18 protein-coding genes are annotated in these 24,665 nt (G+C 60.7%); 9 read left to right on the forward strand and 9 right to left on the reverse strand.

Annotation, left to right across the window (positions count from 1 at the left end; all coding sequences use genetic code 11):
- The first annotated feature begins 25 nt into the window (after positions 1-25).
- The 4 genes from ATH90_RS29780 to ATH90_RS13850 all read left to right on the forward strand — a co-directional run bounded on the left by ATH90_RS29780 (position 26) and on the right by ATH90_RS13850 (position 3,566).
- Positions 26-280 (forward strand): type VI secretion system contractile sheath small subunit, encoded by a 255-nt coding sequence (locus tag ATH90_RS29780; protein ID WP_034105244.1) that lies wholly within the window; start codon positions 26-28, stop codon positions 278-280.
- Positions 281-455: 175 nt separating this feature from the next.
- Entirely contained in the window at positions 456-1,166 is a 711-nt protein-coding gene (locus ATH90_RS13840; RefSeq protein WP_034105242.1) for an HPP family protein, read from the forward strand.
- Between the two features lie 141 nt (positions 1,167-1,307).
- Complete coding sequence (locus ATH90_RS13845) at positions 1,308-2,411, forward strand: enoyl-CoA hydratase/isomerase family protein (protein ID WP_034105240.1); 1,104 nt, start codon at positions 1,308-1,310, stop codon at positions 2,409-2,411.
- Between the two features lie 3 nt (positions 2,412-2,414).
- Entirely contained in the window at positions 2,415-3,566 is a 1,152-nt protein-coding gene (locus tag ATH90_RS13850) for an acyl-CoA dehydrogenase family protein (protein WP_034105238.1), read from the forward strand.
- A 131-nt stretch (positions 3,567-3,697) separates the two neighbouring features.
- Here the strand turns inward: ATH90_RS13850 and ATH90_RS13855 are convergent, their stop codons facing one another.
- The 4 genes from ATH90_RS13855 to ATH90_RS13870 are packed head-to-tail and all read right to left on the reverse strand — an operon-like array spanning position 3,698 to position 7,584.
- Positions 3,698-4,471 (reverse strand): enoyl-CoA hydratase, encoded by a 774-nt coding sequence (locus ATH90_RS13855; RefSeq protein WP_034105237.1) that lies wholly within the window; start codon positions 4,469-4,471, stop codon positions 3,698-3,700.
- Positions 4,472-4,482: 11 nt separating this feature from the next.
- The gene (locus ATH90_RS13860) at positions 4,483-5,610 is read right to left on the reverse strand and encodes an acyl-CoA dehydrogenase (protein ID WP_034105235.1); all 1,128 of its coding nucleotides are present in this window, start codon (positions 5,608-5,610) and stop codon (positions 4,483-4,485) included.
- A 9-nt stretch (positions 5,611-5,619) separates the two neighbouring features.
- Entirely contained in the window at positions 5,620-6,804 is a 1,185-nt protein-coding gene (locus ATH90_RS13865; protein WP_098466521.1) for an acetyl-CoA C-acyltransferase, read from the reverse strand.
- Positions 6,805-6,816: 12 nt separating this feature from the next.
- Positions 6,817-7,584, reverse strand: a complete 768-nt coding sequence (locus ATH90_RS13870; protein WP_098466522.1) for an SDR family NAD(P)-dependent oxidoreductase — start codon at positions 7,582-7,584, stop codon at positions 6,817-6,819.
- Between the two features lie 213 nt (positions 7,585-7,797).
- Between ATH90_RS13870 and ATH90_RS13875 the strand changes: the two genes are divergently transcribed.
- The 5 genes from ATH90_RS13875 to ATH90_RS13895 all read left to right on the forward strand — a co-directional run bounded on the left by ATH90_RS13875 (position 7,798) and on the right by ATH90_RS13895 (position 18,003).
- On the forward strand, positions 7,798-8,691 hold the full coding sequence (locus tag ATH90_RS13875) for a bestrophin family protein (RefSeq protein WP_034105231.1): 894 nt from the start codon (positions 7,798-7,800) through the stop codon (positions 8,689-8,691).
- Positions 8,692-8,767: 76 nt separating this feature from the next.
- Positions 8,768-9,826 (forward strand): HEAT repeat domain-containing protein, encoded by a 1,059-nt coding sequence (locus ATH90_RS13880; protein ID WP_098466523.1) that lies wholly within the window; start codon positions 8,768-8,770, stop codon positions 9,824-9,826.
- A gap of 122 nt (positions 9,827-9,948) precedes the next feature.
- Positions 9,949-11,448 (forward strand): ATPase domain-containing protein, encoded by a 1,500-nt coding sequence (locus tag ATH90_RS13885; protein WP_034105227.1) that lies wholly within the window; start codon positions 9,949-9,951, stop codon positions 11,446-11,448.
- Entirely contained in the window at positions 11,448-13,118 is a 1,671-nt protein-coding gene (locus ATH90_RS13890; RefSeq protein ID WP_098466524.1) for an ATP-binding protein, read from the forward strand. The genes ATH90_RS13885 and ATH90_RS13890 overlap by 1 nt, the downstream gene beginning before the upstream one ends.
- A gap of 142 nt (positions 13,119-13,260) precedes the next feature.
- The gene (locus ATH90_RS13895) at positions 13,261-18,003 is read left to right on the forward strand and encodes a DUF8038 domain-containing protein (RefSeq protein ID WP_098466525.1); all 4,743 of its coding nucleotides are present in this window, start codon (positions 13,261-13,263) and stop codon (positions 18,001-18,003) included.
- A 51-nt stretch (positions 18,004-18,054) separates the two neighbouring features.
- On the opposite strand, the gene ATH90_RS13900 is transcribed toward ATH90_RS13895, so the two are convergent.
- The 5 genes from ATH90_RS13900 to ATH90_RS13920 all read right to left on the reverse strand — a co-directional run bounded on the left by ATH90_RS13900 (position 18,055) and on the right by ATH90_RS13920 (position 24,628).
- A complete protein-coding gene (locus tag ATH90_RS13900; protein WP_003217591.1) occupies positions 18,055-18,432 on the reverse strand; it encodes a response regulator in 378 nt (125 codons plus the stop codon).
- Positions 18,433-18,510: 78 nt separating this feature from the next.
- Complete coding sequence (locus ATH90_RS13905) at positions 18,511-19,704, reverse strand: hybrid sensor histidine kinase/response regulator (protein ID WP_034105219.1); 1,194 nt, start codon at positions 19,702-19,704, stop codon at positions 18,511-18,513.
- Positions 19,698-20,303, reverse strand: a complete 606-nt coding sequence (locus tag ATH90_RS13910; RefSeq protein WP_034105217.1) for a chemotaxis protein CheB — start codon at positions 20,301-20,303, stop codon at positions 19,698-19,700. Before ATH90_RS13910 ends, ATH90_RS13905 begins: the two co-directional genes overlap by 7 nt.
- Positions 20,300-21,130 (reverse strand): CheR family methyltransferase, encoded by an 831-nt coding sequence (locus ATH90_RS13915; protein WP_371919443.1) that lies wholly within the window; start codon positions 21,128-21,130, stop codon positions 20,300-20,302. Before ATH90_RS13915 ends, ATH90_RS13910 begins: the two co-directional genes overlap by 4 nt.
- The gene (locus tag ATH90_RS13920; RefSeq protein ID WP_098466526.1) at positions 21,131-24,628 is read right to left on the reverse strand and encodes a response regulator; all 3,498 of its coding nucleotides are present in this window, start codon (positions 24,626-24,628) and stop codon (positions 21,131-21,133) included.
- Positions 24,629-24,665 lie beyond the last annotated feature (37 nt).

Below are 24,665 nucleotides of genomic sequence, written 5' to 3' on the forward strand. Positions count from 1 at the left end.
CCACAGGTCATGGATTACAACAAGGATGTTGGAGGAGAACGCCGTGCCAGAGGATGTTTCGCTTGATCGCCCTGCTTTCTCGGCCCGTGCCGACGTGTATCTGGGCTACGTGCCCATGCCGTCGCTGGACCGACTGATGGGGTTGCGCGACATCCTGGTGGCATTGAAGGGCCCGCTCGCCAGTGAGCCAGGGCTACGGGAAAACCTGCAAAGACGCGTTATGGATGAAGAATTCCATAATCGCGTGCTCGGCAGGCTGTGCTGTTCGGTTTCGGTTTAGTCCCTTTATAGTTCATTATTTTTGCACTCAAGCCTCATTAATATGCATTGGCAGCCTGTTACGCAGGTCGGCACACTGCAGGGGTTCCTTCCCCCAAATGTTGGAACGTTCAAAGGGCTTCTCCGGGCAACCAGACAAGCCTTTTTTTTGCCCGCTGTTAACGGATTCTCCTTCAATGCTCGCTCGCTGGTTCCCCGCTGCTATTAACACCCGCCCCTCCGAATGGAGCCGTGCCGCGATCGGCATGGCCCTGGGTACCCTGTTCAGTGTCTGGCTCTGTTCCCAAGTGTTCGGCATGGAGGTGGCCCTGCACCTGCTCGGCCCCCTAGGCGCTTCGGCAGTGTTGTTGTTTGCGGTGTCGTCGGGAGCGTTGGCGCAGCCCTGGTCGATCATCGGCAGCTACCTGTGTGCCGGGGTCGTGGCGTTGCTGGTGGCCCGCGTCCTTGGGCCTTCCTTGAGCGGCGCCTGCCTCGCGGCGGGGATGACGGTGATACTGATGTGTTGGCTGCGGTGCCTGCATCCGCCGGCAGGTGGCCTGGCCATGACGCTGGTGTTGGCCGACCCTGCGTCCGCCGCCCTGGGGTGGTATGAATTGGGCGCAGTGCTGCTCGGTGCGGGTGCCCTGTTGAGTTGTGCACTGGCTTACAACAATGCCACTCGCACGCGTTATCCGAAGGGGGCTGCTGAAGCACCGGCGATTATCGTGACCCACCCTGAAGCTGGGCCAGACCCTGCAATCACGGCAGCTGATTTGAAGCTGGCGCTCGCCGAAATGGAGCAGTTCTACGACGTGGAACCCACGGAGCTGGAGCAACTGATCCATGCCGCGCAAACTCACGCCAAGCGGCGTAGCATTGGTGAAGTGCTGGCAAGCCGAGTTGCCTGAGCGCCTCTTTTACTCCCTGCATAAATGCAAAAACGACCTGCATGATTCCGGGTTGTACTGGGCAAATTTGCACTGGTACGATCATGAGATGGTTCGTCCCCGAACATCTTGATAAAGAACAATAAAAGCAGGGAGTTATCGATGACTGCTCAGGTTTCAACCGAGGCAAGCCACGCAGAAACACTTCAGGACGAAGTCCTCGCCGAGGTCCGCAACCATATCGGCCACCTCACCCTCAACCGCCCCGCTGGCTTGAATGCCATTACCCTGCAGATGGTGCGCAGCCTGGCGTCCCAGCTGCAGGCATGGGCGGATGATCCGCAGGTGTATGCCGTGGTCCTGCGCGGGGCTGGCGAAAAAGCCTTTTGTGCCGGCGGCGATATCCGGTCGCTGTACGACAGCTTCAAGAACGGCGACACCCTGCACCAGGATTTTTTCGTCGAGGAATACGCACTGGACCTGGCCATCCACCATTACCGTAAACCGGTTGTGGCACTGATGGACGGGTTTGTCCTGGGCGGCGGCATGGGGCTGGTACAAGGCGCGGATTTGCGCGTGGTGACCGAGCGCAGTCGCCTGGCGATGCCGGAAGTGGCCATCGGTTACTTCCCCGATGTGGGCGGCAGTTATTTCCTGCCGCGTATTCCCGGTGAGCTTGGGATTTACCTGGGGGTCACCGGGGTGCAGATCCGGGCCGCCGATGCCCTGTATTGCGGGCTGGCCGACTGGTACCTCGACAGCACCAGGCTCGCCGACCTCGATCAGAAGCTCGATCGCCTGCAATGGCACGACGCGCCGCTCAAGGACCTGCAAGGCGTGCTCGCCAAGCTGGCGGTACAACAATTGCCCGATGCGCCGCTGGCGGCCTTGCGCCCTGCGATCGACCACTTTTTCGCGTTGCCGGATGTACCAAGCATCGTCGAGCAACTGCAGCAAGTCACTGTGGCCGACAGCCATGAATGGGCGCTGACCACCGCCCGCCTGATGCAGACGCGCTCGCCCCTGGCCATGGCCGTTACCCTGGAGATGTTACGCCGCGGCCGCCGCCTGCCCCTGGAGCAGTGTTTTGCCCTGGAGTTGCACCTGGACCGTCAATGGTTCGAACGCGGTGACCTGATCGAAGGTGTCCGCGCGCTGATTATCGATAAGGACAAGAGCCCGCGCTGGAACCCGCCGACCCTGCATGGGCTGGCCCTCAGCCACGTGGAGAGCTTTTTTCATCACTTCGAGAAGGTTGCGAACTAAGCCATGCAAGACATTGAATATACTGAAGAACAGGTAATGATCCGTGACATGGCACGTGACTTCGCCCGTGGTGAAATCGCGCCCTACGCACAAGCTTGGGAGAAGGCCGGCTGGATCGACGACGCCCTGGTGGCGAAGATGGGCGAGCTGGGCCTGCTGGGCATGGTGGTGCCGGAAGAATGGGGTGGCACGTATGTCGATTACGTCGCCTACGCCCTCGCCGTGGAGGAAATTTCTGCCGGTGACGGTGCGACTGGCGCCCTGATGAGTATCCATAATTCAGTGGGTTGCGGGCCAATCCTCAACTACGGCTCCGATGAGCAGAAACAAACCTGGCTGGCAGATCTTGCCAGCGGCCAAGCCATCGGCTGCTTTTGCCTGACCGAACCCCAGGCCGGGTCCGAAGCGCACAACCTGCGCACACGCGCCGAACTGCGGGACGGCCAGTGGGTGATCAATGGCGCCAAGCAGTTCGTCAGCAATGGCAAGCGCGCCAAGCTGGCCATCGTGTTTGCCGTCACCGACCCTGATCTGGGCAAGAAAGGCATCTCCGCGTTCCTGGTGCCCACGGCAACGCCGGGGTTTGTGGTCGATCGCACCGAGCACAAAATGGGCATTCGCGCCTCGGACACCTGCGCTGTCACCCTCGACCAATGCACGGTGCCCGAAGCCAACCTGCTCGGTGAGCGTGGCAAGGGCCTGGCGATCGCCCTGTCCAACCTGGAAGGCGGGCGCATTGGCATTGCCGCCCAGGCATTGGGCATCGCCCGCGCAGCGTTTGAGGCTGCGTTGGTGTATGCCCGTGATCGTGTGCAGTTCAACAAGGCGATCATTGAGCACCAGGCCGTGGCCAATCTGCTGGCTGACATGCAAACCCAACTCAATGCCGCGCGCTTGCTGATCCTGCACGCCGCGCGACTGCGCAGCGCCGGCAAGCCGTGCTTGTCGGAAGCGTCCCAGGCCAAGCTATTTGCCTCGGAAATGGCGGAGAAGGTCTGCTCGTCAGCGATGCAGATTCACGGCGGGTACGGGTACCTGGAGGATTACCCCGTGGAGCGTTACTACCGGGATGCGCGGATCACGCAGATTTACGAAGGGACCAGCGAAATTCAGCGGATGGTGATTGCCAGGGAATTGAAGAACTACCCGCTGTGACCGACACACCACCCAACCCCTGCGGGAGCTGACTTGCCTGCGATGCAGACGCCTCGGTTCATTCTTGTACCGAGGTGGTGCAATCGCGGGCAAGCCAGCGCCGGCAATGATTTGCGGCGCTGGAAGGTGGGTTATTTGTCTTTGAAATCCGGTGCACGCTTGGCCACGAATGCGGCCATGCCTTCCTTTTGATCCTGTGTTGCAAACGCGGCATGGAACACCCGGCGCTCAAAACGCACGCCTTCCGACAGGCTCACTTCAAATGCACGGTTCACGCTTTCCTTGACCATCATGCTGATCGGCACCGACTTGCCCGCGATCAGGGTGGCGACTTTCAGTGCTTCTTCCAGCAACTCATCGGCCGGCACAATGCGCGCCACGATCCCACAGCGTTCGGCTTCCACGGCGTCGATAAAGCGCCCGGTCAGGCACATTTCCATGGCCTTGGCCTTGCCCACCGCACGTGTCAGGCGCTGGGTGCCGCCCATGCCTGGCAGTACGCCGAGGTTGATTTCGGGTTGGCCGAACTTGGCGGTGTCGCCGGCGAGAATGAAGTCGCACATCAAGGCCAGTTCACACCCCCCCCCGAGAGCGAAGCCGTTGACGGCGGCGATGATCGGCTTGCGGCGGTTGGCCACGCGGTCGCTGTCGCTGAACAGGTCGTCAAGGTAGATCTGCGGGTAAGTCAGCTCGGCCATTTCCTTGATGTCGGCGCCGGCGGCGAAGGCTTTTTTCGAGCCAGTCAGCACAATGCAGCCGATTTCAGGATTGGCTTCCAGGCTGTCCAATGCCTGGTTCAGCTCGCTGACCAGCTGCGCGTTCAGGGCGTTCAGGGCTTGCGGGCGATTGAGGGTAATCAGCCCGACGCGGCCCTGGACGTCGAGCAAAATGGTTTCGTAACTCATGTATCGGCTCCTTAGAGGTTGCGTGAGATGACCATGCGCTGGATATCGCTGGTGCCTTCGTAAATCTGGCAGACCCGCACGTCGCGGTAGATCCGCTCCAGGGGGAAGTCGTTCAGGTAACCGTAACCGCCCAGGGTTTGCAAGGCGGCCGAACAGACTTTCTCGGCCATTTCCGACGCAAACAGCTTGGCCATCGAGGCTTCCACCAACGCCGGCTTGCCGCTGTCGCGCAGGGCGGCGGCGTAATGCACCATTTGCCGGGCTACCGCGATCTGGGTCGCCATGTCTGCCAGGCGAAACGCTACGGCCTGGTGTTCGATAAGCGGCTTGCCGAAGCTTTCGCGCTCACGGGCATAGTCGCGGGCCGCTTCAAAGGCTGCGCGGGCCATGCCCACCGATTGCGAGGCGATGCCCACGCGCCCCCCTTCGAGGTTGGCCAAGGCAATCTTGTAGCCTTCGCCCTCCTCCCCCAGCCGATTGGCGACCGGCACCTTCACGTCTTCGAACAGCAACTGGCAGGTATCGGACGCATGCTGGCCGAGTTTGTCTTCGACCCGTGCCACGCTGTAGCCCGGCGAGTCGGTGGGCACGATAAACGCGGTGATCCCGCGTTTGCCCGCAGCCGGGTCGGTCACGGCAAACACAATCACTACCCCGGCATTCTGGCCGGAGGTGATGAACTGCTTGCAGCCGTTCAGGACGTAATGGTCGCCTTCCAGGCGCGCCCGGGTCTTCAGGCTGCTGGCATCGGAGCCCGCCTGCGGTTCGGTGAGCGCAAAGGCGCCAAGCATGGCGCCGCTGGCCAGGGGCTTGAGGAATTGCTCTTTCTGGTGGTCGTTACCGAACTTGAGAATCGGCACGCAACCCACCGAGTTATGCACGCTCATGATCGTCGAGCACGCACCGTCCCCCGCGGCGATTTCTTCCAGGGCCATGGCGTAGGCCAGGTAACCGGTATCGCAACCGCCCCACTGTTCCGGCACCAGCATGCCGAAAAAGCCCAGCTCGGCCATTTCACCGATGGCCTCCTTGGGGAAGCGGTGCTCGCGGTCCCATTCGGCGGCAAAGGGTTTCAGCCGTTCCTGGGCAAACTGCCGGGCGGCGTCGCTGATTTGCAGTTGTTCGTCATTGGGCAGCATCTGGACTCCTTAATACAGGCATTCGACGGCCATCGCCGTGGCTTCGCCACCGCCGATGCAAATCGCGGCGACCCCACGCTTGAGACCTTTCTGGCGCAGGGCCGAGAGCAGGGTCACCAGGATCCGTGCACCGGATGCACCGATCGGATGGCCCAGGGCGCAGGCGCCGCCATGAATATTGACCTTGGCGTGGGGGATCTCCAGCTTGCTCATGGTGACCAGGCTGACCACGGCAAAGGCTTCGTTGATCTCGAACAGATCGACCGCGTCCAGGCTCCAGCCGGTCTTGGTCATCAGCTTGCGGATCGCCCCCACCGGCGCCACGGGAAACAGCCCCGGTTCATCGGCAAATGCCGCATGGCCATGGATAACCGCCAAGGGCTTGAGGCCGCGCTTGTGCGCCTCGGACTGACGCATCAGCAACAAGGCCGCTGCCCCATCGGAAATCGAGCTGGAGTTGGCCGCCGTCACGGTGCCGCCTTCACGGAAAGCCGGCTTCAGGCTGCCGATCTTGTCGATCTTGGCCTTGGGCGGCTGTTCATCATGCAAGATGGTTTTCTGTTCTTTGCCCACGGTGACCTGCACCGGGACGATTTCAGCGGCGAAGCTGCCATGGGTAATGGCTTCTTGCGCACGGGTCAGCGAAGCGATGGCAAACGCGTCCTGGGCCTCGCGGGTGAAGCCGTTGTGCAGGGCACAGTCTTCGGCGAAGGTGCCCATCAGGCGGCCTTTGTCGTAGGCGTCTTCCAGGCCATCGAGAAACATGTGATCAAGCACCTTGCCGTGCCCCATGCGGTAGCCGCTACGCGCGCGGTCGAGCAGGTACGGCGCGTTGGACATGCTCTCCATGCCCCCGGCGATGACCACGTCGACGCTGCCGGCCAATAGCGAGTCATGGGCCAGGATTGCCGCTTCCATGCCCGAGCCGCACATCTTGTTGAGGGTGGTGCAACGCGTGGCCTTGTCCAGCCCGGCGCCCAAGGCAGCCTGACGCGCCGGTGCCTGGCCGAGGCCTGCGGGCAATACACAGCCAAACAGCACTTCATCCACGGCATCGGGGGCGATACCGGCACGCTCGACGGCGGCGCGAATCGCAGCGGAACCCAGCTGCGGCGCAGTCAGGCCCTTGAGGTCGCCCTGGAAGCCGCCCATGGGCGTGCGCACGGCGCTGACAATAACGATAGGGTCGGTCATGGAGATTGCTCCTTATTTGGCCGCCATGCGCAAGGCGCCGTCGAGACGGATCACCTCACCATTGAGCATGCTGTTTTCAATAATGTGCCGCACCAGCGCGGCGTATTCGGCGGGTTTGCCCAGCCGTGGTGGAAATGGCACGCCGGCTGCCAGGGAGTCGCGTACTTCCGGGGTCATGCCGGCCATCATCGGTGTTTCGAAGATGCCGGGGGCAATGGTCATCACGCGAATACCAAAGCGCGCCAGTTCACGTGCAGCCGGCAATGTCAGGCTGGCGATGGCACCCTTGGACGCGGAATACGCAGCCTGGCCGATTTGCCCGTCAAATGCGGCCACGGAGGCGGTGTTGATGATCACACCGCGCTCGCCATCGGCATTCGCCTCGGTTTCAGCGATGGCGGCGGCGGCCAGGCGTAACAGGTTGAAGCTACCGATCAGGTTGACGTTGATCACCTTGGCAAAGCTGGCCAGGCCGTGTGGGCCGTTCTTGCCGAGAATTTTTTCGCCACGCACCACGCCAGCGCAGTTCACCAGCCCGTGCAGGCCACCAAACGCTGCGACCGTGGCCTGCACGGCGGCTTCGGCGGCCGCTTCCTGGCTGATATCCGCGACAGCGCTGCGGGCATTATCACCGAGCTGCTTGGCCTTGGCTGCCACGGCGTCGGCATTCAGGTCCACCAGCATGACCTTGGCACCGGCGGCGACCAGCATCTCGGCAGTCGCCGCGCCGAGGCCCGAGGCACCGCCGCTGACCAGGAAGATCTTGTTTTCAATCTGCATTGTTGTTTCCTTGAACGGTCCGAATCGTCGAAATAGTCGCCCCGCAGCGCACGCGCGGCAATGGTCAAAGCCTTCAACCTGCCTGACTGTTTTGGCCAGTCATCGACCTCGCCGATCAACCGGTCAGCCCAAGCGATTGGACGGCCAGGGATCAGGCTTCTAACCTGTAGGCCTGCGCCACCCCATCTGCTCCACGAAAAGAAGCCTGCATCGATGATAGTCCGCCCCAAACCCAACCTCCTGGGCATCCTGTTTTCCCTCAAGGGGTCGATTGCCAAGCGCATTGCCTTGCGCAGCCTGTTGGTGACCTTGCTGGCCTCGGTCATTGTGCTGGTGGAAACCCTGCACCCGGCGTATTTCTCCAAGGTCAACGCGACGCCGTTCACCCTGCTCGGGCTGTCGCTGTCGATCTTCATGAGCTTTCGCAACAACGCCTGCTATGACCGCTGGTGGGAAGGCCGCAAGCAACTGGGGCAGATGATCATCGATGTGCGCTCGTTGATTCGCGAAACCCAGGTGCTCAGTGACCCGGCCGAACGCGCTGGCTTGCTGCGCAACGTGTGTGGCTTTGCCCATGGCTTGATCGCGCGCCTGCGCCACGAAGATGAGGCCCTGGCCATACAGCCTTGGGGCAAGGTCGCGCCCCACCACCCCAACCTCCCCGACAGCCTGCTGCAACAGCTGGGCGCGAGGTTGTCCGAGCTGGCCGAGCGAGGCGTGATCAGCGAATGGCGCTACACCCAGCTGGAAACCCGGTTGGTCAGTCTCAGCCAAGTGCAGGCGTCCTGCGAACGCATCAAGAGCACGCCACTGCCCTTCCCCTACACCCTGCTGCTGCATCGCACCATTTACCTGTTCTGCATCCTCTTGCCGTTTGCGATGGCCGAGCCGCTGGGCTGGTTGACGCCGGTGTTCACCGCCATCGTCAGCTACACGTTCTTTGGCCTCGATGAAATTGGCGATGACCTAGAGGACCCGTTCGGCTTTGACGAGAACGACCTGCCCTGCAATGCGATCCTGCGTACCCTTGAGCGCGAAGTCTTGGCTGCCCTCGGCGAAACCGATCTGCCGCCGCCCCTGGAACCGGTGGAATACGTGCTGACCTGACACGGGTTTGACACCTGCCGTGGTCTGGCCGAAGCTGACGGCTTTGTACTAGCTGCCCAAGCTTTCGGACGCCTGCATGTCAAAGTCACGCCGTTACTCCATCATCGGCCTGTGCGCCCTGTTGTTGATTGTGCTGATCACCTGGTATTTCTCCCGTTCCACACCGGTGGCCGTGCCGCCCGCCATCGCCCATGGCTACGCCAAGGCCCTGAAACAGGCGCATAACGGCGAGCCCGGCGCGGCGCGCGTGTTGTACCAGCAACTGGGGCGGCCGGACTTGACGCCCGAGCGCCGGGCCGCACTGCATGCCGAACTGCCCAACTACCCCAGCCCCCAAGCCTTGAAGCTCGCGGACAAAGACCTGAGCAGCGATTCACCGCTGGTCCGCGAGGCCGCCATCCACAGCATTGTCGGCCTGGTGCCGACCGGCCAGCGCACGTTGCTGCTCGGCCCCGTGCTGGATGACCCCGAGCAGGAGGTGCGGTTTGCCGCCGCGAATGCGTTGCTTGGGTTGTCGCCCGACACCTTGGGCCTGTACTTCGGGCCCTTGCAGCAGGTGCTGGACGAGTTCATGAAAACGCTCAAGGCCCAGCCCGAAACCGCAGAAAGCTGGATCCAACTGGCGCGCCTCTACATCCACAGTGCCCTGTTGCCGGACGCGCAAAACGCCTTGGAACAGGCCATGCGCCTGCAACCGGACAATCTGCAGGCCGTCGTCGCGCAGATCGAACTGCTGGACAAACAAGGCAAGACTGACGAATCACGCCAGTTGCTGGCGCGCCAACTGGCGGCGCATCCCGAATCGGCCTACCTGCAACACGCCCTGGGCCTGTGGCTGTTGCACCATGGCGAACGCACCTATGCGCTGCTTGGCCTGTCCAAGGCGGTAGAGCTGGAGCCGGACAATCAGGATTATCGCTACGACCTGGCCACCACCCTGCACGCCCAGCAGGAATTGGAAGCGGCCCAGCGCCAACTGGAAGAAATCATCCAGCGCCATCCGGCCAATCGCAAAGCGCGGGTACTGCTCGTCAATTATTGGAAAGAGAGTGGCCAATTGCAGAACGTACAGGTGCTGCTGGCGCAACTCGAACAGCAGAATCCGGACGATCCCGCCTTGCAGCAAGGCCTTTGACGCCGCTCACGTCGATACAAATATTACGAAGTGTTGAACCGCCACAGGCCAGCACGGTCAAGAGTTTATGGCGCGCCTGAGGTGGCGCGTCCCTCTACTTGTACGTGACCTGAGGGCACTTCTTGTCTACATCCAAAGAGCTGTTCAGTGAAAAGGCGGCCACCGGCATCGAAGGTCTTGATGACATTCTTGCCGGGGGGCTATCGCGCAGCCACCTGTTCCTACTGGAAGGCGAACCCGGCACCGGCAAGACCACCGTCGCGCTGCACTTCCTGCAAGCTGGCGCCAAGAACGGTGAGACATGCCTGTACATCACGCTGTCCGAGACGGAGCGTGAGTTGCGCCAGGGCGCCGAATCCCACGGCTGGGACCTGGATGACAATATCCATATCTTTGAACTGACCCCACCGGAGAGCCTGCTCAACGCCGAGCACCAGCAGAGCCTGCTGTACTCCTCCGACCTGGAACTGGGTGAAGCCACCCGGCAGATCTTCGAGGTGGTCGAACGGGTCAAGCCGACCCGCGTGGTGGTCGATAGCCTTTCCGAGATCCGCTTGCTCGCCCAGAGCTCCCTGCGCTATCGCCGGCAAATCCTGGCGATCAAGCATTACTTTGTGCGCTACGACGCCACCGTGCTGCTGCTGGACGACCTGACCACCGAATCCCTCGACAAAACCGTGCACAGCGTCGCCCACGGGGTGATCCGCCTGGAAGAGCTGACCCCCAACTACGGCGCCGAGCGCCGCCGCGTTCGGGTGGTGAAATACCGCGGGCAAAAGTACCGCGGCGGCTTTCACGACTTCACCATCATGGCCGACGGCATCCATGTGTTCCCGCGGCTGGTCGCGGCCGAACATCGCGGCGGCTACGTGCGTGAGACATTGAGCAGTGGCATCGCCGAACTCGATTCATTGATGGGCGGCGGTGTCGAGACCGGCTCCAGCAGCTTGATCCTCGGCCCGGCGGGTACCGGTAAGTCGCTGATCTCGATGATCTTTGCCGCGGCCGCCGTGGCCCGTGGCGAGAAAGCCGCGCTGTTTATCTTTGATGAAGAGCTGGGCCTGCTGTTCGAGCGCATGAAAAACATGGGCATCGACCTCGCGGCCCTGCAGGCCACCGGCAATCTGCTGATCGAGCAGGTGGACGCTGCCGAGTTGACCCCGGGCGAGTTCTCCCACCGGGTGCGCCGTTGCGTGGACGAGCGTGGCATCAAGACCGTGGTCATCGACAGCATCAACGGCTACCAGGCTGCCATGCCGGAAGAAAACGCGCTGATCCTGCACATGCACGAACTGTTGCTGTACCTGAACCGTCGCGGCGCCGCGACCTTCATGACAGTCGCCCAGCACGGCCTGGTCGGTGACATGCAGGCGCCGGTGGACATCACCTACCTGGCCGACACTGTGATTCTGCTGCGTTACTTCGAGGCGCTGGGCAAGGTACGCCGTGCCATTTCGATCATCAAGAAACGCACGGGCATGCATGAATCGACCATTCGTGAATACCGCATCGGCAACCGCGGCCTGACGGTCGGCGAACCCCTGGATAACTTCCAGGGCGTATTGCGCGGTATTCCAACGTTCACCGGCACCGGCTCGCCTCTGCTCAAGGAAGAGGGATAGTGACTGCCCTATCCCCCGTCTCCGAGCGTGCAATCATCCTGGCGCCCTTGGGCCGTGACGGCTCATTGGCGCTGGCGATGCTCAATGAGGCCGGCTACACCGGCATGATCGCCAGCAACCTGGCGATGCTCTGCGACGCGCTTGAAGAGGGCGCGGGCCTGCTGGTGATTGCGGCCGAGGCCCTGCGCGGTGTCGACCTTGAGCCGCTGCTGGAGCACCTGCACCAGCAGCCGGCCTGGTCGGACCTGCCCATCGTATTGATGACTCACCACGGCGGCAGTGAACAGAATGGTTCCTCCCACCTCAGTGGCTTGCTGGGCAACGTGACCTTCCTGGAGCGGCCCTTCCACCCGATCACGTTGATCAGCCTGGTAAGCGCCGCGTTGCGTGGGCGCCGGCGGCAATACGATGCCCGTGACCGGCTGATCGATCTCAGCGAAAGCGAGCTGCGCCTGCAACGCACGCTGGAAACACTTGAACAGCAAGTCGAGGAGCGCACTGCCCAACTGCGTACTAATGAAGAGGCGTTGCGCCAGTCGCAGAAAATGGAGGCGGTCGGGCAGTTGACCGGCGGCATCGCCCATGACTTCAACAACATGCTGACCGGCATCATCGGCAGCCTGGAGTTACTGCGAAGGCGTGTTGCTCGCGGCAAACTGGACGATCTCGACGGCCTGATCGACCTGGGTGTGACGTCGGCCAACCGCGCCGCTGGCCTGACGCACCGCTTGCTGGCCTTCTCCCGTCGCCAGTCACTGGATTCCAAGCCCGTTGAGATCAACCAGCTGGTCACCTCCATGGGCGAGCTGTTGCAACGCAGCATCAATGAAAGCATCGCCCTGGATATGCGCCTGGCCGCTGGACTGTGGACCGCCGAAGCCGACCCCAACCAACTGGAAAGCGCCCTGCTCAACCTGGTGATCAATGCGCGCGATGCCATGCCCGGCGGCGGCAAGCTGGTGGTCGAAACCAGCAACCGCCACCTCGACAGTGTGTTTACCGCAGCCTATGGCACGTTGACGCCAGGCGATTACGTCGAACTGAGCGTCAGCGATACCGGCTGCGGTATTCCCGAACACTTGCTAACGCGCGTGTTTGACCCGTTTTTCACCACCAAGCCCATCGGCCAGGGCACCGGCCTGGGGCTGTCGATGATTTATGGCTTCGCGCGCCAGTCCCACGGGCATGTCACCATCCACAGTGAAGTCGGCATAGGCACCACGGTCAGCCTGTTCCTGCCACGCTTTGTTGGCGAACTGCACACCCAGGAGCCGCTCAACCCGACATTGCTGTCCGTCGCCAATGTGGGTGAAACCATATTGATCGTCGAGGATGACCCGGCGGTGCGGGTGCTGGTCTGTGCCGTGCTCAAAGAGTTGGGTTATGCGTTTGTCGAAGCCGGTGATGCCGACACGGCGTTGCCCATCCTTGAGTCCGAGCAGCGCATTGACCTGTTGATCAGTGACGTCGGCCTGCCGGGCATGAACGGACGGCAGATGGCGGAAATCGGTCGCAAGATCCGGCCCGGGCTCAAGGTGTTGTTTATCACCGGGTATGCCGAACACGCGGCAGTACGGGGTGGTTTCCTGGACCCCGGCATGCAGTTGATCACCAAGCCGTTTACGTTTGATCTGTTGACGGCGAAGGTGCGGGAGATGATTCACGCGTGAGCTAGCTGCCGAAAAGCGCTGACATATTGAACAGCTGGGGGGACTGGAACCGTAACACCCCGGGGGGACACGAAGGTTTACACCGACGCGCATGAAAATTCGCTGAGGTTAGCCTGAAATTACCTTACGAGTCCGTTCAACCATGATTCCTTCCAGCCACGTCACCGCCCGGCGTCAACTGCCGCTGACCGCCGAATTCAAAACCCCGATCGTCAACCGAACACAATCCGCGGAGCACGACAGCAGCACTGTCATCAGGCCAGAGCCCTCGGATGGCGACGCGCGGGCCAAAGGCGACAGTGAGTTGGCCGGCCTTGTAGCGCAAGCGCTGCACCTGGGAGCCCGTACCGGTCGACTGGGTGATATCGACCACATCCCCCCTGCTTCTGCCTTCGGCCAGTGGTGGTCACACCTGCACGGTGTGATGAACAATCCACATTTCGTCAGGTGGGCGGCTGACCAGAAGATTGATCGGTCTAAAGCGATAGAGATCAACCCCAGCGAAAACTACATCACCGCCATGGTCGACGGTCAGCGCAAGACATTTTCGGGCTTCGACCATGGCCACGCCTGGACCTCGATGATGGCGCCCATCATGCAGGCGGCCAAAGCGCTGACCACTGGCTCTGGGTCTGGCTATATCTATGGCGCGTCAAACACGACATGGGCGCCTTACCAGGCGGTCGCGGGCTTTTATGGCGAGCCCATCATCGGGCAAACCAGGGAATCTGCCGAGGCGCGTGCCACCGAACTCGAACGCGCCAAGGCCTTCGGCCCCAGCTCACGTGCGCCTGAGCGATCCGACGAGGCTCTGCAGGATGCAAAGGCCAAGCTGGCCACTATCCACGACCAAACCACCGCCGCGTTGGCGCTGATCGATATCGTCCTGGCGGTCGACGAGTTGTCCGAGGGGCTCGTCTACCGCACGACAAAGGACCCCCTTGACAGCCTGTACCTGTCACCGTCGTACGTTGAAGAGAAGATAGAGCAACTTATCCGCGAGAAAATGGGCAGCGTCAGCCTCCCACTGCATGCCGATTCGCCCTTCCAGCGGTTGCAAACACGCCCAACGGTCAGCCTCCACACCTACATCAGCGACAACGGCTGGGAGGTGCCCAGGCGCCGCGATGAATTATTCAACCTCGGCCGCATTCTGACTACCCCGCCACTTTCACTGCTTCCTCACGGAAACCTAGGCGGAGCGTTGTCCTGGCCTGTCCCACTGAATGATGACGATCGGTACAACGTGAGAAATGCCTTGCGCCAAAACACCGTGGGTCTGGGTGAGCTGCAACATTATGACGAAAACAAAGGTGTGCTGGGATACCTGACACACAACCAGTCGTTCGCGCCACACGAACTGCATGATCCGACTCGGTTTATTCAAACCTTGCTTGCTACACCGAAGGCCCAGGCACTGGGTAAGGCACTGCAGGAAAAGTTCGATGGCGTATCGACTTCGCAGAGCAACAACGACTGGACCTTGGGCGCCTTGGGCGCCACGCTTGATAAGGAATCCGAAGCCGCAAACACCTCCGCTCCCGCCAGGACCGGCATCGCCGGGTTTGATATGGCCCGTTACGAACACTGGGGCCAGCATCCCTCCGTCGTGGTGGCAGGCCTGGTCAGCCACCTGATTGCAAAAGGCCGCGCCAGCGCCGAGCTCGCACCTATTGCGGCCCATGTACTGTTGTCTCGCAGGGCGCCAGCCTTCCTGGTCAAGGATATGCCCGAAAGAATCACCTACGGGTCCCATAGCTGGGTGAGCTTGTGCACTGCGGTGGCGTGCCTGGAGAGCCAGGCGCCGGGTGCCACTGCGCACATGAACTACGCAGACATCATGCGACGGTCTGAACTGGCCCCCGTGACCGAACAGGCGCGGCAGGTGGAGCAAAGCGCTCAACAGGATGCGCTCAAAGACTGGGGGGTTGCCCAGGGCATCATCCCGCTTGATACGCTGGACGCCTACACAGACGCGCAGATGCGGCGTGTCTTCAGTGCATTCAACGCTCAGGTGTCGGCGCTGCGCGAGGCCTCGCAGGTGCAGTCGACAGCGATGCCCGAGCGCCAGAAGATGGCGCTCGAAGCGCTCAAGGATGCCTTTGGAAATCTGCCGTTCGAGAATAAGTGCCTGACACCCTTCGTTGAGAATCGCGACTTTCCCGGACCGTACTCGGTGTTGGATCTTTACCTGAAGGGTGAACTCAGAGGAACACAATGGACGTCGTCGTCCGCCGAGGTGGACATCAGGCGTATAGCCGCCAACGCAGGCAAACTCCCAGATGTGAACGAGATGTTTCACACCCAGCTCTACACGTATTTTTCCTCGGCGGAGCAGTCGGCGGGCACGCAAGTCAAGCACCTGATAGCAGCGCTGCCGCTTGAGGATAGAAAAAACCTTGAGTACGGGAAAATCACCCTGCTCAAGGAACACAGGCTACCGAGCATTCACTATCGCGCGAGACCTAGCGAAGCGTGGAAAGTACCTGGCAGCCTATTGGTTAAAGCCCAATTGGGTGGCAACGTCAACCTGTATGAAATCAGCACGAAAGCAAACAGTGTTCACAAACGCAATGAATTAATCGACCATCCAATAGGGCGTGGCGATCTAATGGATATTTACGTCCATAAGATGCTCTTGGACGTTGAACCTGCCGGTAGTTATTCATCCAACATCGCAGGGGAAAAACGCCCAAGGGGCACGCCAGACAGCTTCACCAGCGAGAGGACCCGGTACATTGCCGACGCCTTGGTGCAAGATCTCGGCATCCGGGCGCTCGAGGATGAGGCCAGGGGCATCACAACCTTTGACACTGAAGTCCCGTTCTACAAAAAAGCCCGCGAGTTCATGCTCGACCTCATTCCCCTGCGCTCGGCGATCCAGAACTTTCGCGCCGGTAACATTGGCGATGGCATGGTTGACTTGGCCTTCGACGCGTTCGGTTTTGCCGTCGGCATAGGCACGGCCGCTAGAGGCGCCAGAGCCGTTCAAGCGGGCGCATCAACCCTGAATAGATTGACTCGCGGGGCAAAAATCGTCGGACGTGGCGCCCTTGGCAGCCTCAACCCGGTAGAGGGTTGGGTGGACCTGGCCCGGGGTGGCACACAGTTGATCAAGCGCGGTGCCCGTCCTGCGCTGTCGGCAGGCGCCAGCGCCGTCAACACGCTCAAGGGCGCCGGTCACTATGACCTGCTCAAGGCGGCGAGCAAACACTACGACGCCGTCGCTACGGGCACCTACAAGCGTGCAGAAGATACTCTGGAAGCCGCTGCAGTGCTCAGGCATGGGAAATGGTACCGCTACGATCCAGCCTCGCGCCTAGCGTTCGGCACGGCGCTCAATGACTTCGTACCGTCCATGGGGGGCACCTCCCCCGCCTTTGGAGACTGGGCGGTGGGTCAACGGGTATTAACGGACAGTGAAAAAGCCATCAAGGCCCGATGGGACGCGGCGGTCAAACGTTCCAAATTTGGCGTGGGAAAGTTTGAATTTGAAGCAGCGTATTACAGTACCAATCCGCCGAAAGACTTGATCAGCAAAACCAAAAATCTGACAGCGATGGAATTGATGGCTTTGGCGCAAGGCAACGATACCCCTGCAGGCGTCATGGGGACGCTCGTCAGGCAATACGACAGCTTGGCCTTTAAGCAAGGGAAGAAAACGGCGGCCCAGTTTATCGACGCTATCGACCCTGATTTCGGAACGGTATTTCCACTGCCGCAGACCGTTTATCTCAGTTCGACAGCGCAGTTTTCTGATGGCCAGTGTGCGGCCCTGTCACGGGCCCTTGCTACCGCCGTCGAGCAAGGCAAAGAGAAAACACTGATTAATAACCTGTTCAAGGCCGCTGCCCGCCCTGATACGGCAGAAGCCAGAGCGTTCATGCGCACCCTCAGTCGCCTTCAAGCCTTTACCGGGGGAGAAAGTACCTTTCATGCGCAGAAAGTCTTGCGCCAGGTGACCCCTCAGGACATGGTCCGGGAGCTTTCGCGCTCGACTGTCACCCAATCCGTGATGATCGACTCGCCGGGGCATGCGATGGCGGCAGGCGTTGTAGTGGATGGCGCCCACAAAAAATACTACTTCTATGACCCCAACGCGGGCGTTGCTTTCTTTCCAACCGCCGAGGCAATGGAGGCAGGCCTGACCAGGCTATTCAGTGACAAACGTCTGCAGGGTCAGTACAGAACGCATGCCACTCATCCCAAACGCTTGGAATTCAAGATTTTTGACCACGACGATGAGTGGAGAAAACTGGCTAGCATCGATGAAGGGAGCTTTAAAACACTCTTTGACGTCCCCCTTCACGAGCGCGCGGTTGCCAGCATGTCCCATGAACGCTTGAAGGTGAGCTGGGAAACCTTGCAAAAAGCCCCGGGCAACCAAGGTTTAAACTGCTATCAGGCTTCGGTCCATGTGGCCCAGGCGGAACATAACCTCACACCTGAAGCCGTCAATGCCGTCAAAGCGGCTACGAAGAATGGAGGCCCGACCAGTTATACACCGCGTTATCTGGAGTTGATGGGGATCACACCCGACCACCTCAGAACCACCTTCGATGCTGCGCAGATCAAGGAGTCCGGGTTTCTCAACTTCAAGCATGGCAATGAGGGTGGAGCGTTCGGCCACACTGTTTACCTTCAGAAAACCGACACTCATCAATTATACCTGTTCAACACCAACAGCCCTGACCTGGACGTCGCCATGATCAAGAATGGCAAGCCAATAGAGACAAGCGGTGGAATGACGGTCTTCCATCTCGATGACGCGGGTCAGAGAGGCCTGCAGAATTTTCTGGATGGGATCGCCGTTGGAAAGGATTGGCAGTTTGTCTACACACCCGTGAGCACCGTCACGGCTAACGTACAGGGCCTGACGCATTGATCAGGTAGAAACGGCGGCAGCGCGTATGTCGACGCCGCCGCTAACTTCACTTCACGCCAACAACCGCTGGATATGCTCTTGCAGCGTATCCAGGTCGAACGGCTTGGCCAGGATCGGCGCGTTTCGCGTGATCGGGCTGTTGCAGTCGAGGATTTCCTGCGGATAACCACTGATAAAGATGACCTTCAACTCGGGGCGCAACTTGATCGCCGGTTCGGCGATCTGCACGCCGGAGATCCCGCCCGGCAGGCGGTAGTCAGTGACCATCAGGTCCAGGTGCGGCTTGGTGGCGAGGATTTCGAAGGCCTGCTCGCCATCGATTGCCTTCAACACCCGGTAGCCCAGCCCGGCCAGGTATTCACCCAGCACAAACATAATGGATTCGTCGTCTTCGACGATCAGTACGACGTCTTGTGCATCTTCACTCATGGGAAGCCTTTGTCAGGTCATTTGCTGCAATTACGACCATAGGGTCATGCAGAGGTTGCGTCGAGGTGACGATTGATTTCACGCCGGCGCGTCCAGGGGCAGGCACACGCGAAACAGGGCGCCCTCGCCTATCTGGCTTTCGACCTCGATGGAGCCGCCATGAGCCGCGACGATCTGCTCGGAAATAAACAGGCCGAGGCCAAGACCCGCCGCCACCTGGCTGGCCGAGACCCGCTCGAACTGCTGGAAAATACGCTTCTGGTTCTCTTCGCTGATACCGATCCCCCGGTCACGCACTTCAACCCGCGCTTCTCCATGCGCGGTATACACGCGCACGTCCACAGGGCTCTTGGCCCCGTAGCGCAGGGCATTGGTGAGCAGATTGGTCACGACCTGCTCGATGCGGAATTCATCCCAGTTGCCCTCGACCGGCCCTTCAGCGCTCAGTTGCATGGACGAGTCGGCGGCCGCCACTTGCGGGGCGAAGTTTTCCACCAGGTTGCGCACCAGTTGCGTAAGGTCAAAGCGCGCCGGGCGAATGGACAGCTTGCCCGTGCGGATACGCGACACGTCGAGCATGTCTTCGATCAAACGGATCAGGCTCTGGATCTGGCGCTCGTCGCGATCGACCATGGCGTGCATCTTGTCCAGGGTGAATGCGGCGGCGTTGTCCCGGGCCAGGTGCATCTTGCGCAGCTGTGTCTCTAGGATCAGCCCATTGAGGGGCGTGCGCACTTCATGGGCGACGATCGACATGAAGTCGTCACGCATGCGCACGGCCTGCTCCAGCTCAGCCTGGGTAGCCTGCAGGCGCGTCAGCAGCAACTCCTGCTCGCGACGGCTACGCTCCAGGGCTTCGACCTGCTGCTTCATGGCCTTGCTCTGGCGATACAGATCGACGAACACATTGACCTTGCTCTTCACCGCATGGATATCCAGCGGCTTGTGCAGAAAGTCCACGGCACCGCTTTCGTAACCCTTGAAGGCGTAATTGAGCTCGCGGCCGGCGGCACTGACGAACACAATCGGGATGTTCTTGGTTTTCTCGGTACCGCGCATTAATTCGGCCAGCTCGAACCCGTTCATGCCGGGCATCTGCACGTCGAGAATCGCCATGGCGAATTCGTGCTCCAGCAACAGGGACAAGGCCTCGTCGGCGCTCAATGCCTTGAATACCTGGCGGTCCTCGCGCTTGATCAGCGCTTCGAGGGCCAGCAGGTTTTCCGGCAGATCGTCGACGATCAGCAGTTTGGCCTGGACAGTACTTAACATGGGGAATATTCCAGGGAAGCCAGCAATGAGCCAATGCGGCTCAACGTCAGAATGTGGTCGGGTGTATGCAGCGCCAGCGCTGCGCGTGGCATGACGGCAACACGTGCTTCAGAGGGCTCTTGCACCACGGTGGTCCCGCCTTGTTGCTTGACGTGGGCCAGCCCGCGGGCGCCATCCTGGTTGGCACCGGTCAACAGAATGGCAAGCAGGCCTTTGCCATAGGTATCGGCGGCAGAAACAAACAGGAAATCAATTGCCGGCCGCGAGTGGTGCACACGGTCTTCCTGGCTCAGCGACAGGCTGCGATCATGCTCCACCGACAGGTGATAACCGGGGCCGGCGAAATACAGGGTGCCGGGCTTGAGCACTTCCTTGTCGCGCGCTTCAACCACCGGCATGGCGACACGCCGGTCAAACACCTCGGCCAATTGGCTGCGACGCTCGTCCGGCAAGTGCAGTACGGTGATGATTGGCAAGCCGAAGTCTGCGGGCAACTGAGCGAATATCGTCAGCAACGCCTCCACGCCACCGGCGGATGCGCCGATGACGATAGCTTCTATGCCCCGGACCGATGCCGGGCTGGCAGCCGCTTGATTCATAGCTTCCGGTAGATCCGTTCCTGTTTGACCAACGCTTCGAATTGTTTCCCGTAGGCGGAGAAATCCAGCGTTTCCTTACTGCCCAGCACCAGGAAGCCGCGATGACACAGCGATTCATGGAACAAACCAAACGCCCTGTCTTGCAGCTTTTTATTGAAATAAATCAGGACGTTGCGACAGGAAATTAATTGAGTTTCTGAGAATACACTATCGGTTGCCAGGCTGTGGTCGGCAAAGGTGACATTCTCACGCAGCGTTTTATCGAAGATCGCGTAATCGTATGCCGCAGTGTAGTAATCGGCAAATGAACGTTGGCCGCCGGCTTGCTGGTAATTGGCGGTGTAGGCCCGCACGTTCTCCAGGGAGAAAATCCCCTGCTTGGCCTTGTCCAGTGACGCCGGGTTGATGTCAGTGGCGTAGATGATCGTACGCTCCAGCAGGCCTTCTTCGCGCAGCAGGATGGCCATGGAGTAGACCTCCTCGCCCGTACTGCAGCCCGCGATCCAGATCTTGATCGATGGGTAGGTCTTGAGCAGCGGTACCACTTCCTGGCGGATCGCCAGGAAGTGCGACGGGTCGCGAAACATCTCGCTCACCGGGATCGTCAGGAATTGCAGCAACTGCATGAACGCCGCTGGGTCATGCAGCACGCGCTCCTGCAGGGCGGATATGGTCGCGCAATCGAACTGGCGCAGCGCATGGGCCACGCGGCGTTTCACCGACGCCCCGGAGTAATCCCGGAAGTCATAGCTGTACTTGAGGTAAATCGCCTCGATCAACAGGCGCAGCTCAATGTCGCTGCTTTTGTCCAAAAAACATTGCTCCACTTAAATGCGTTCCATCTTCGGTAGCCATACGCGAATCAGTGAGAACAGACGATCCAGGTCAATCGGCTTGGCCAGGTAATCATTGGAACCCGCCGCGAGGCAGCGCTCCTGATCGTCCTTCATGGCCTTGGCCGTCACCGCGATGATCGGCAGCTTTTTCCAGCGCGGGTCCTGGCGGATCAAGGCGGTGGCCTCGTAACCGTCCATTTCCGGCATCATCACGTCCATCAGCACCAGGTCGATATCGTCGACTTCATTGAGTTTGTCGATAGCTTCACGGCCGTTACGCCCGATGACCACTACCGCACCCTTGTGCTCCAGGGCGCTGGTCAGGGCGAAGATATTACGCACATCGTCGTCGACCAGCAGGATCTTGCGCCCCTCGAAGACCTTGTCGCGGCTGCGCGCGGTCTTGAGCATCTTCTGGCGGTCATGGGACAGCTGGGATTCGACTTTGTGCAGAAAGAGTGTGACCTCATCCAGCAAGCGCTCCGGCGAGCGGGCGCCCTTGATGATGATAGAGCGCGAATACTTGCGCAGCTCGGCCTCTTCATCGCGGGTCAGGTTGCGACCGGTGTAGACGATAACGGGCGGGAACGAGCAGATATCCTCGGTGGCCATGCGCTTGAGCAGTTCGTTGCCGAGCATGTCCGGCAGCTTGAGGTCGATGATCATGCAGTCGTAGATATTGGTCCGCAGCAAGTCCAGGGCGGCCTGGGCGAAACCGACGTCGGTGATCTCGATGTCATCGTCGCCGATCAGGCGGGCAATGCTGTCGCGCTGCAGGTCGTCGTCCTCTACCAGCAGCACACGCTTGACCTTCTGGGTCAGCTTGGCTTCCAGGCGGGCAAACACGTCCTTGAGCTCTTCGCGGGTGGTGGGCTTGACCGCATAGCCGATGGCGCCCATGTGCATGGCGGCTTCGACACGGTCTTCCACAGAGATTACATGCACCGGGATATGGCGCGTGTTGGCGTGCTCTTTGAGGCGCTGCAGCACGGTCAGCCCGGAATGGTCCGGCAGGCGCATGTCCAGCAGGATCGCATCGGGCACGTATTCCTCGGCCAGGCTGTAGCCTTCGTCTGCGCCGTGCGCCACGAGGCAGTGATAGCCCAGCTCATGGGCCAGGTCGAACAGGATACGGGCGAAGTTCGGCTCGTCCTCCACCACCAGGATGCAGCGTGTGGTGAACGGCGCCTTGTCGCGGTCGTCGGCAAAGCGCGGGATCTGGCTGGTATCGGCCACCGGCAGCGGCGATACCTTGACAGGCACCGGCGCGGGCGCCACGGCGACCTGGCGTGGCTGTTCGACCGGAACGGCGTTTTCTTCACGCTCGACATACTGTTCCGGCAGTACCAGGGTGAAGACACTGCCCTTGCCGGGCTCACTGCTCACGCTGATGTAGCCGCCCAGCAGGGTCGCCAGGTCACGGGAGATCGACAGGCCCAGGCCCGTGCCGCCATACCGGCGATTGGTGGTGCCGTCGGCCTGGCGGAAGGCTTCGAAGATGCTTTCCTGCTGGTCCGGGGCAATGCCGATGCCGGAGTCGCGAACCGTGAAGGCAATACCCTCCCCTGGCGCACGGGACACGCTAAGGCTGACGTCGCCCTGTTCGGTGAACTTGACCGCGTTGGACAGGAGATTCTTGAGAATCTGTTCCAGGCGCTGGCGGTCGGTAAACAGCATGGTCGGCGAACCTTCCTGGACTTCCACGTGGAAGCCCAGCTTGCGATCGGCCGCCAACGGCTCGAACATCCCGCGCAGGCCGTCCACCAGGCGCGCCACACTGGAGTTCTCCGGGCGCACTTCGAGCTTGCCGGCCTCCACCTTGGAGATGTCGAGGATGTCATTGATCAGGTTGAGCAGGTCATTGCCGGCGGAATAGATCGACTCGGCAAACTTGACCTGTTCGGCGCTGAGGTTTTCCTGGGGGTTCTCAGCCAGCAACTTGGCCAGGATCAGCGAGCTGTTGAGCGGCGTGCGCAGCTCGTGGGACATATTGGCGAGGAATTCGGACTTGTACTTGCTGGAGCGCTGCAGTTCTTCGGCGCGATCCTCCAGCTCGATCTGAGCCTGGTTGAGCTCGATGTTCTTGCGGTCCATGGCGTCGCGTTGCTCGGCCAGTGTCTGCGTCTGCTCGGCCAGCTGTTCGTTGGTCTGCTCCAGCTCGGCTTGCTGGGTTTCCAGGTGAGCCTGGGATTCCTTGAGGATACGCGACTGCTCTTCCAGCTCTTCGTTGGCGGTCTTGAGCTCTTCCTGCTGCACTTGCAGCTCTTCGTTGAGCTGCTGGGTTTCGGCCAGCACTTCCTGCAGGCGCTGGCGATAGCGGGCCGCCTCGATGGAGGTGCCGATATTGCCTGCGATGAGCTCCAGCAGCTCTTCGTCGCGCTCCTGCAGCGGACGCAGGAAGCCCAGTTCGAGCACGCCATTGACGCGATCATCATCGCTGGTGGGCATGACCAGCACGCTGCGGGTATGCCCTTCACCCAGGCCGGAGCTGACCCTGAAGTAGTCCACCGGCACATCGTCCAGGCGAATCAGGCGATCCAGCTGGGCCGCCTGGCCGACAATGCCTTCGTCACTGTAGATCGCTTGTTCCAGCTGTTCCTGCTCGCGGGAGAAGCCGTAGGTGGCCACGCGCCGCAGGCCGCCGTGTTCTTCACGCACGTACAGCGCGGCAACGGCGGAGCCCATGTACTGGGCAAAGAATTGCAGGATATTGCGCCCGAGCATGTTCAGGCTGAGTTGACCGAGTACCTGTTCAGCCAGTTCGGTCTGGCCGTTGCGCAGCCAGGCTTGTTGTTCCAATCGGCCTGCAATCTTCTGTTGCGACGCGAGGTTTGCGCTGTAACTCTCTGATAACGCAACTAAATTCCTACGACCGATATACGCCAGGAAACCACTCAGGCCTAGCACGAAGACCAGGTACAGGGTGACGCTGACCACGGTGGTGCGGGTGACTTCCTGGTTGCGGGTGATGCGGAATTGCTGCTCCATCGCCACCGCGTCGTCGTATTCCTTGCGGATCTCGTCGGTCAGGCGCTTGCCGCGGCCGGCCTTGACCGCACTGCGGTAATCGCCGCTGGTGCGCTGCATATCAATCATCGACTGGGCGTAGTTGTTCCACTCGACTTGCAGGGCTTCCAAGCGCTTGAGGCGATCCACCTGCTGCGGGTTGTCCGCTACCAGTTCCTGCAGGTTGCGCAGGTCGGCAATGATCCGTGGCTTGGCCACTTCGTAAGGATCGAGGAAATGCTCGTCGCCGGTGATCAGGAACCCACGCATGCCGGTTTCCAGGTCGACGGTCAGCTTGGACGACTCATTGAGGTTGTTGATAACCCGATCGGTGTGCTCCACCCATTGAATGACCGACAACAGATAAGTGATCAAGACGACGAAAAACACAGCACTGAGCACGCCCACACCCAGGGGCAATGCCACGTTTCTGCTCAGCAGGTTACGAAAGCTGTTTTCATCGACGGACGACGCGGGAGTCATGGGCATGCCTTGGCCAAAGGTGGAAAAACCGGGAGTT

This window comes from Pseudomonas lurida (assembly GCF_002563895.1).
Taxonomy (GTDB): domain Bacteria; phylum Pseudomonadota; class Gammaproteobacteria; order Pseudomonadales; family Pseudomonadaceae; genus Aquipseudomonas; species Aquipseudomonas lurida.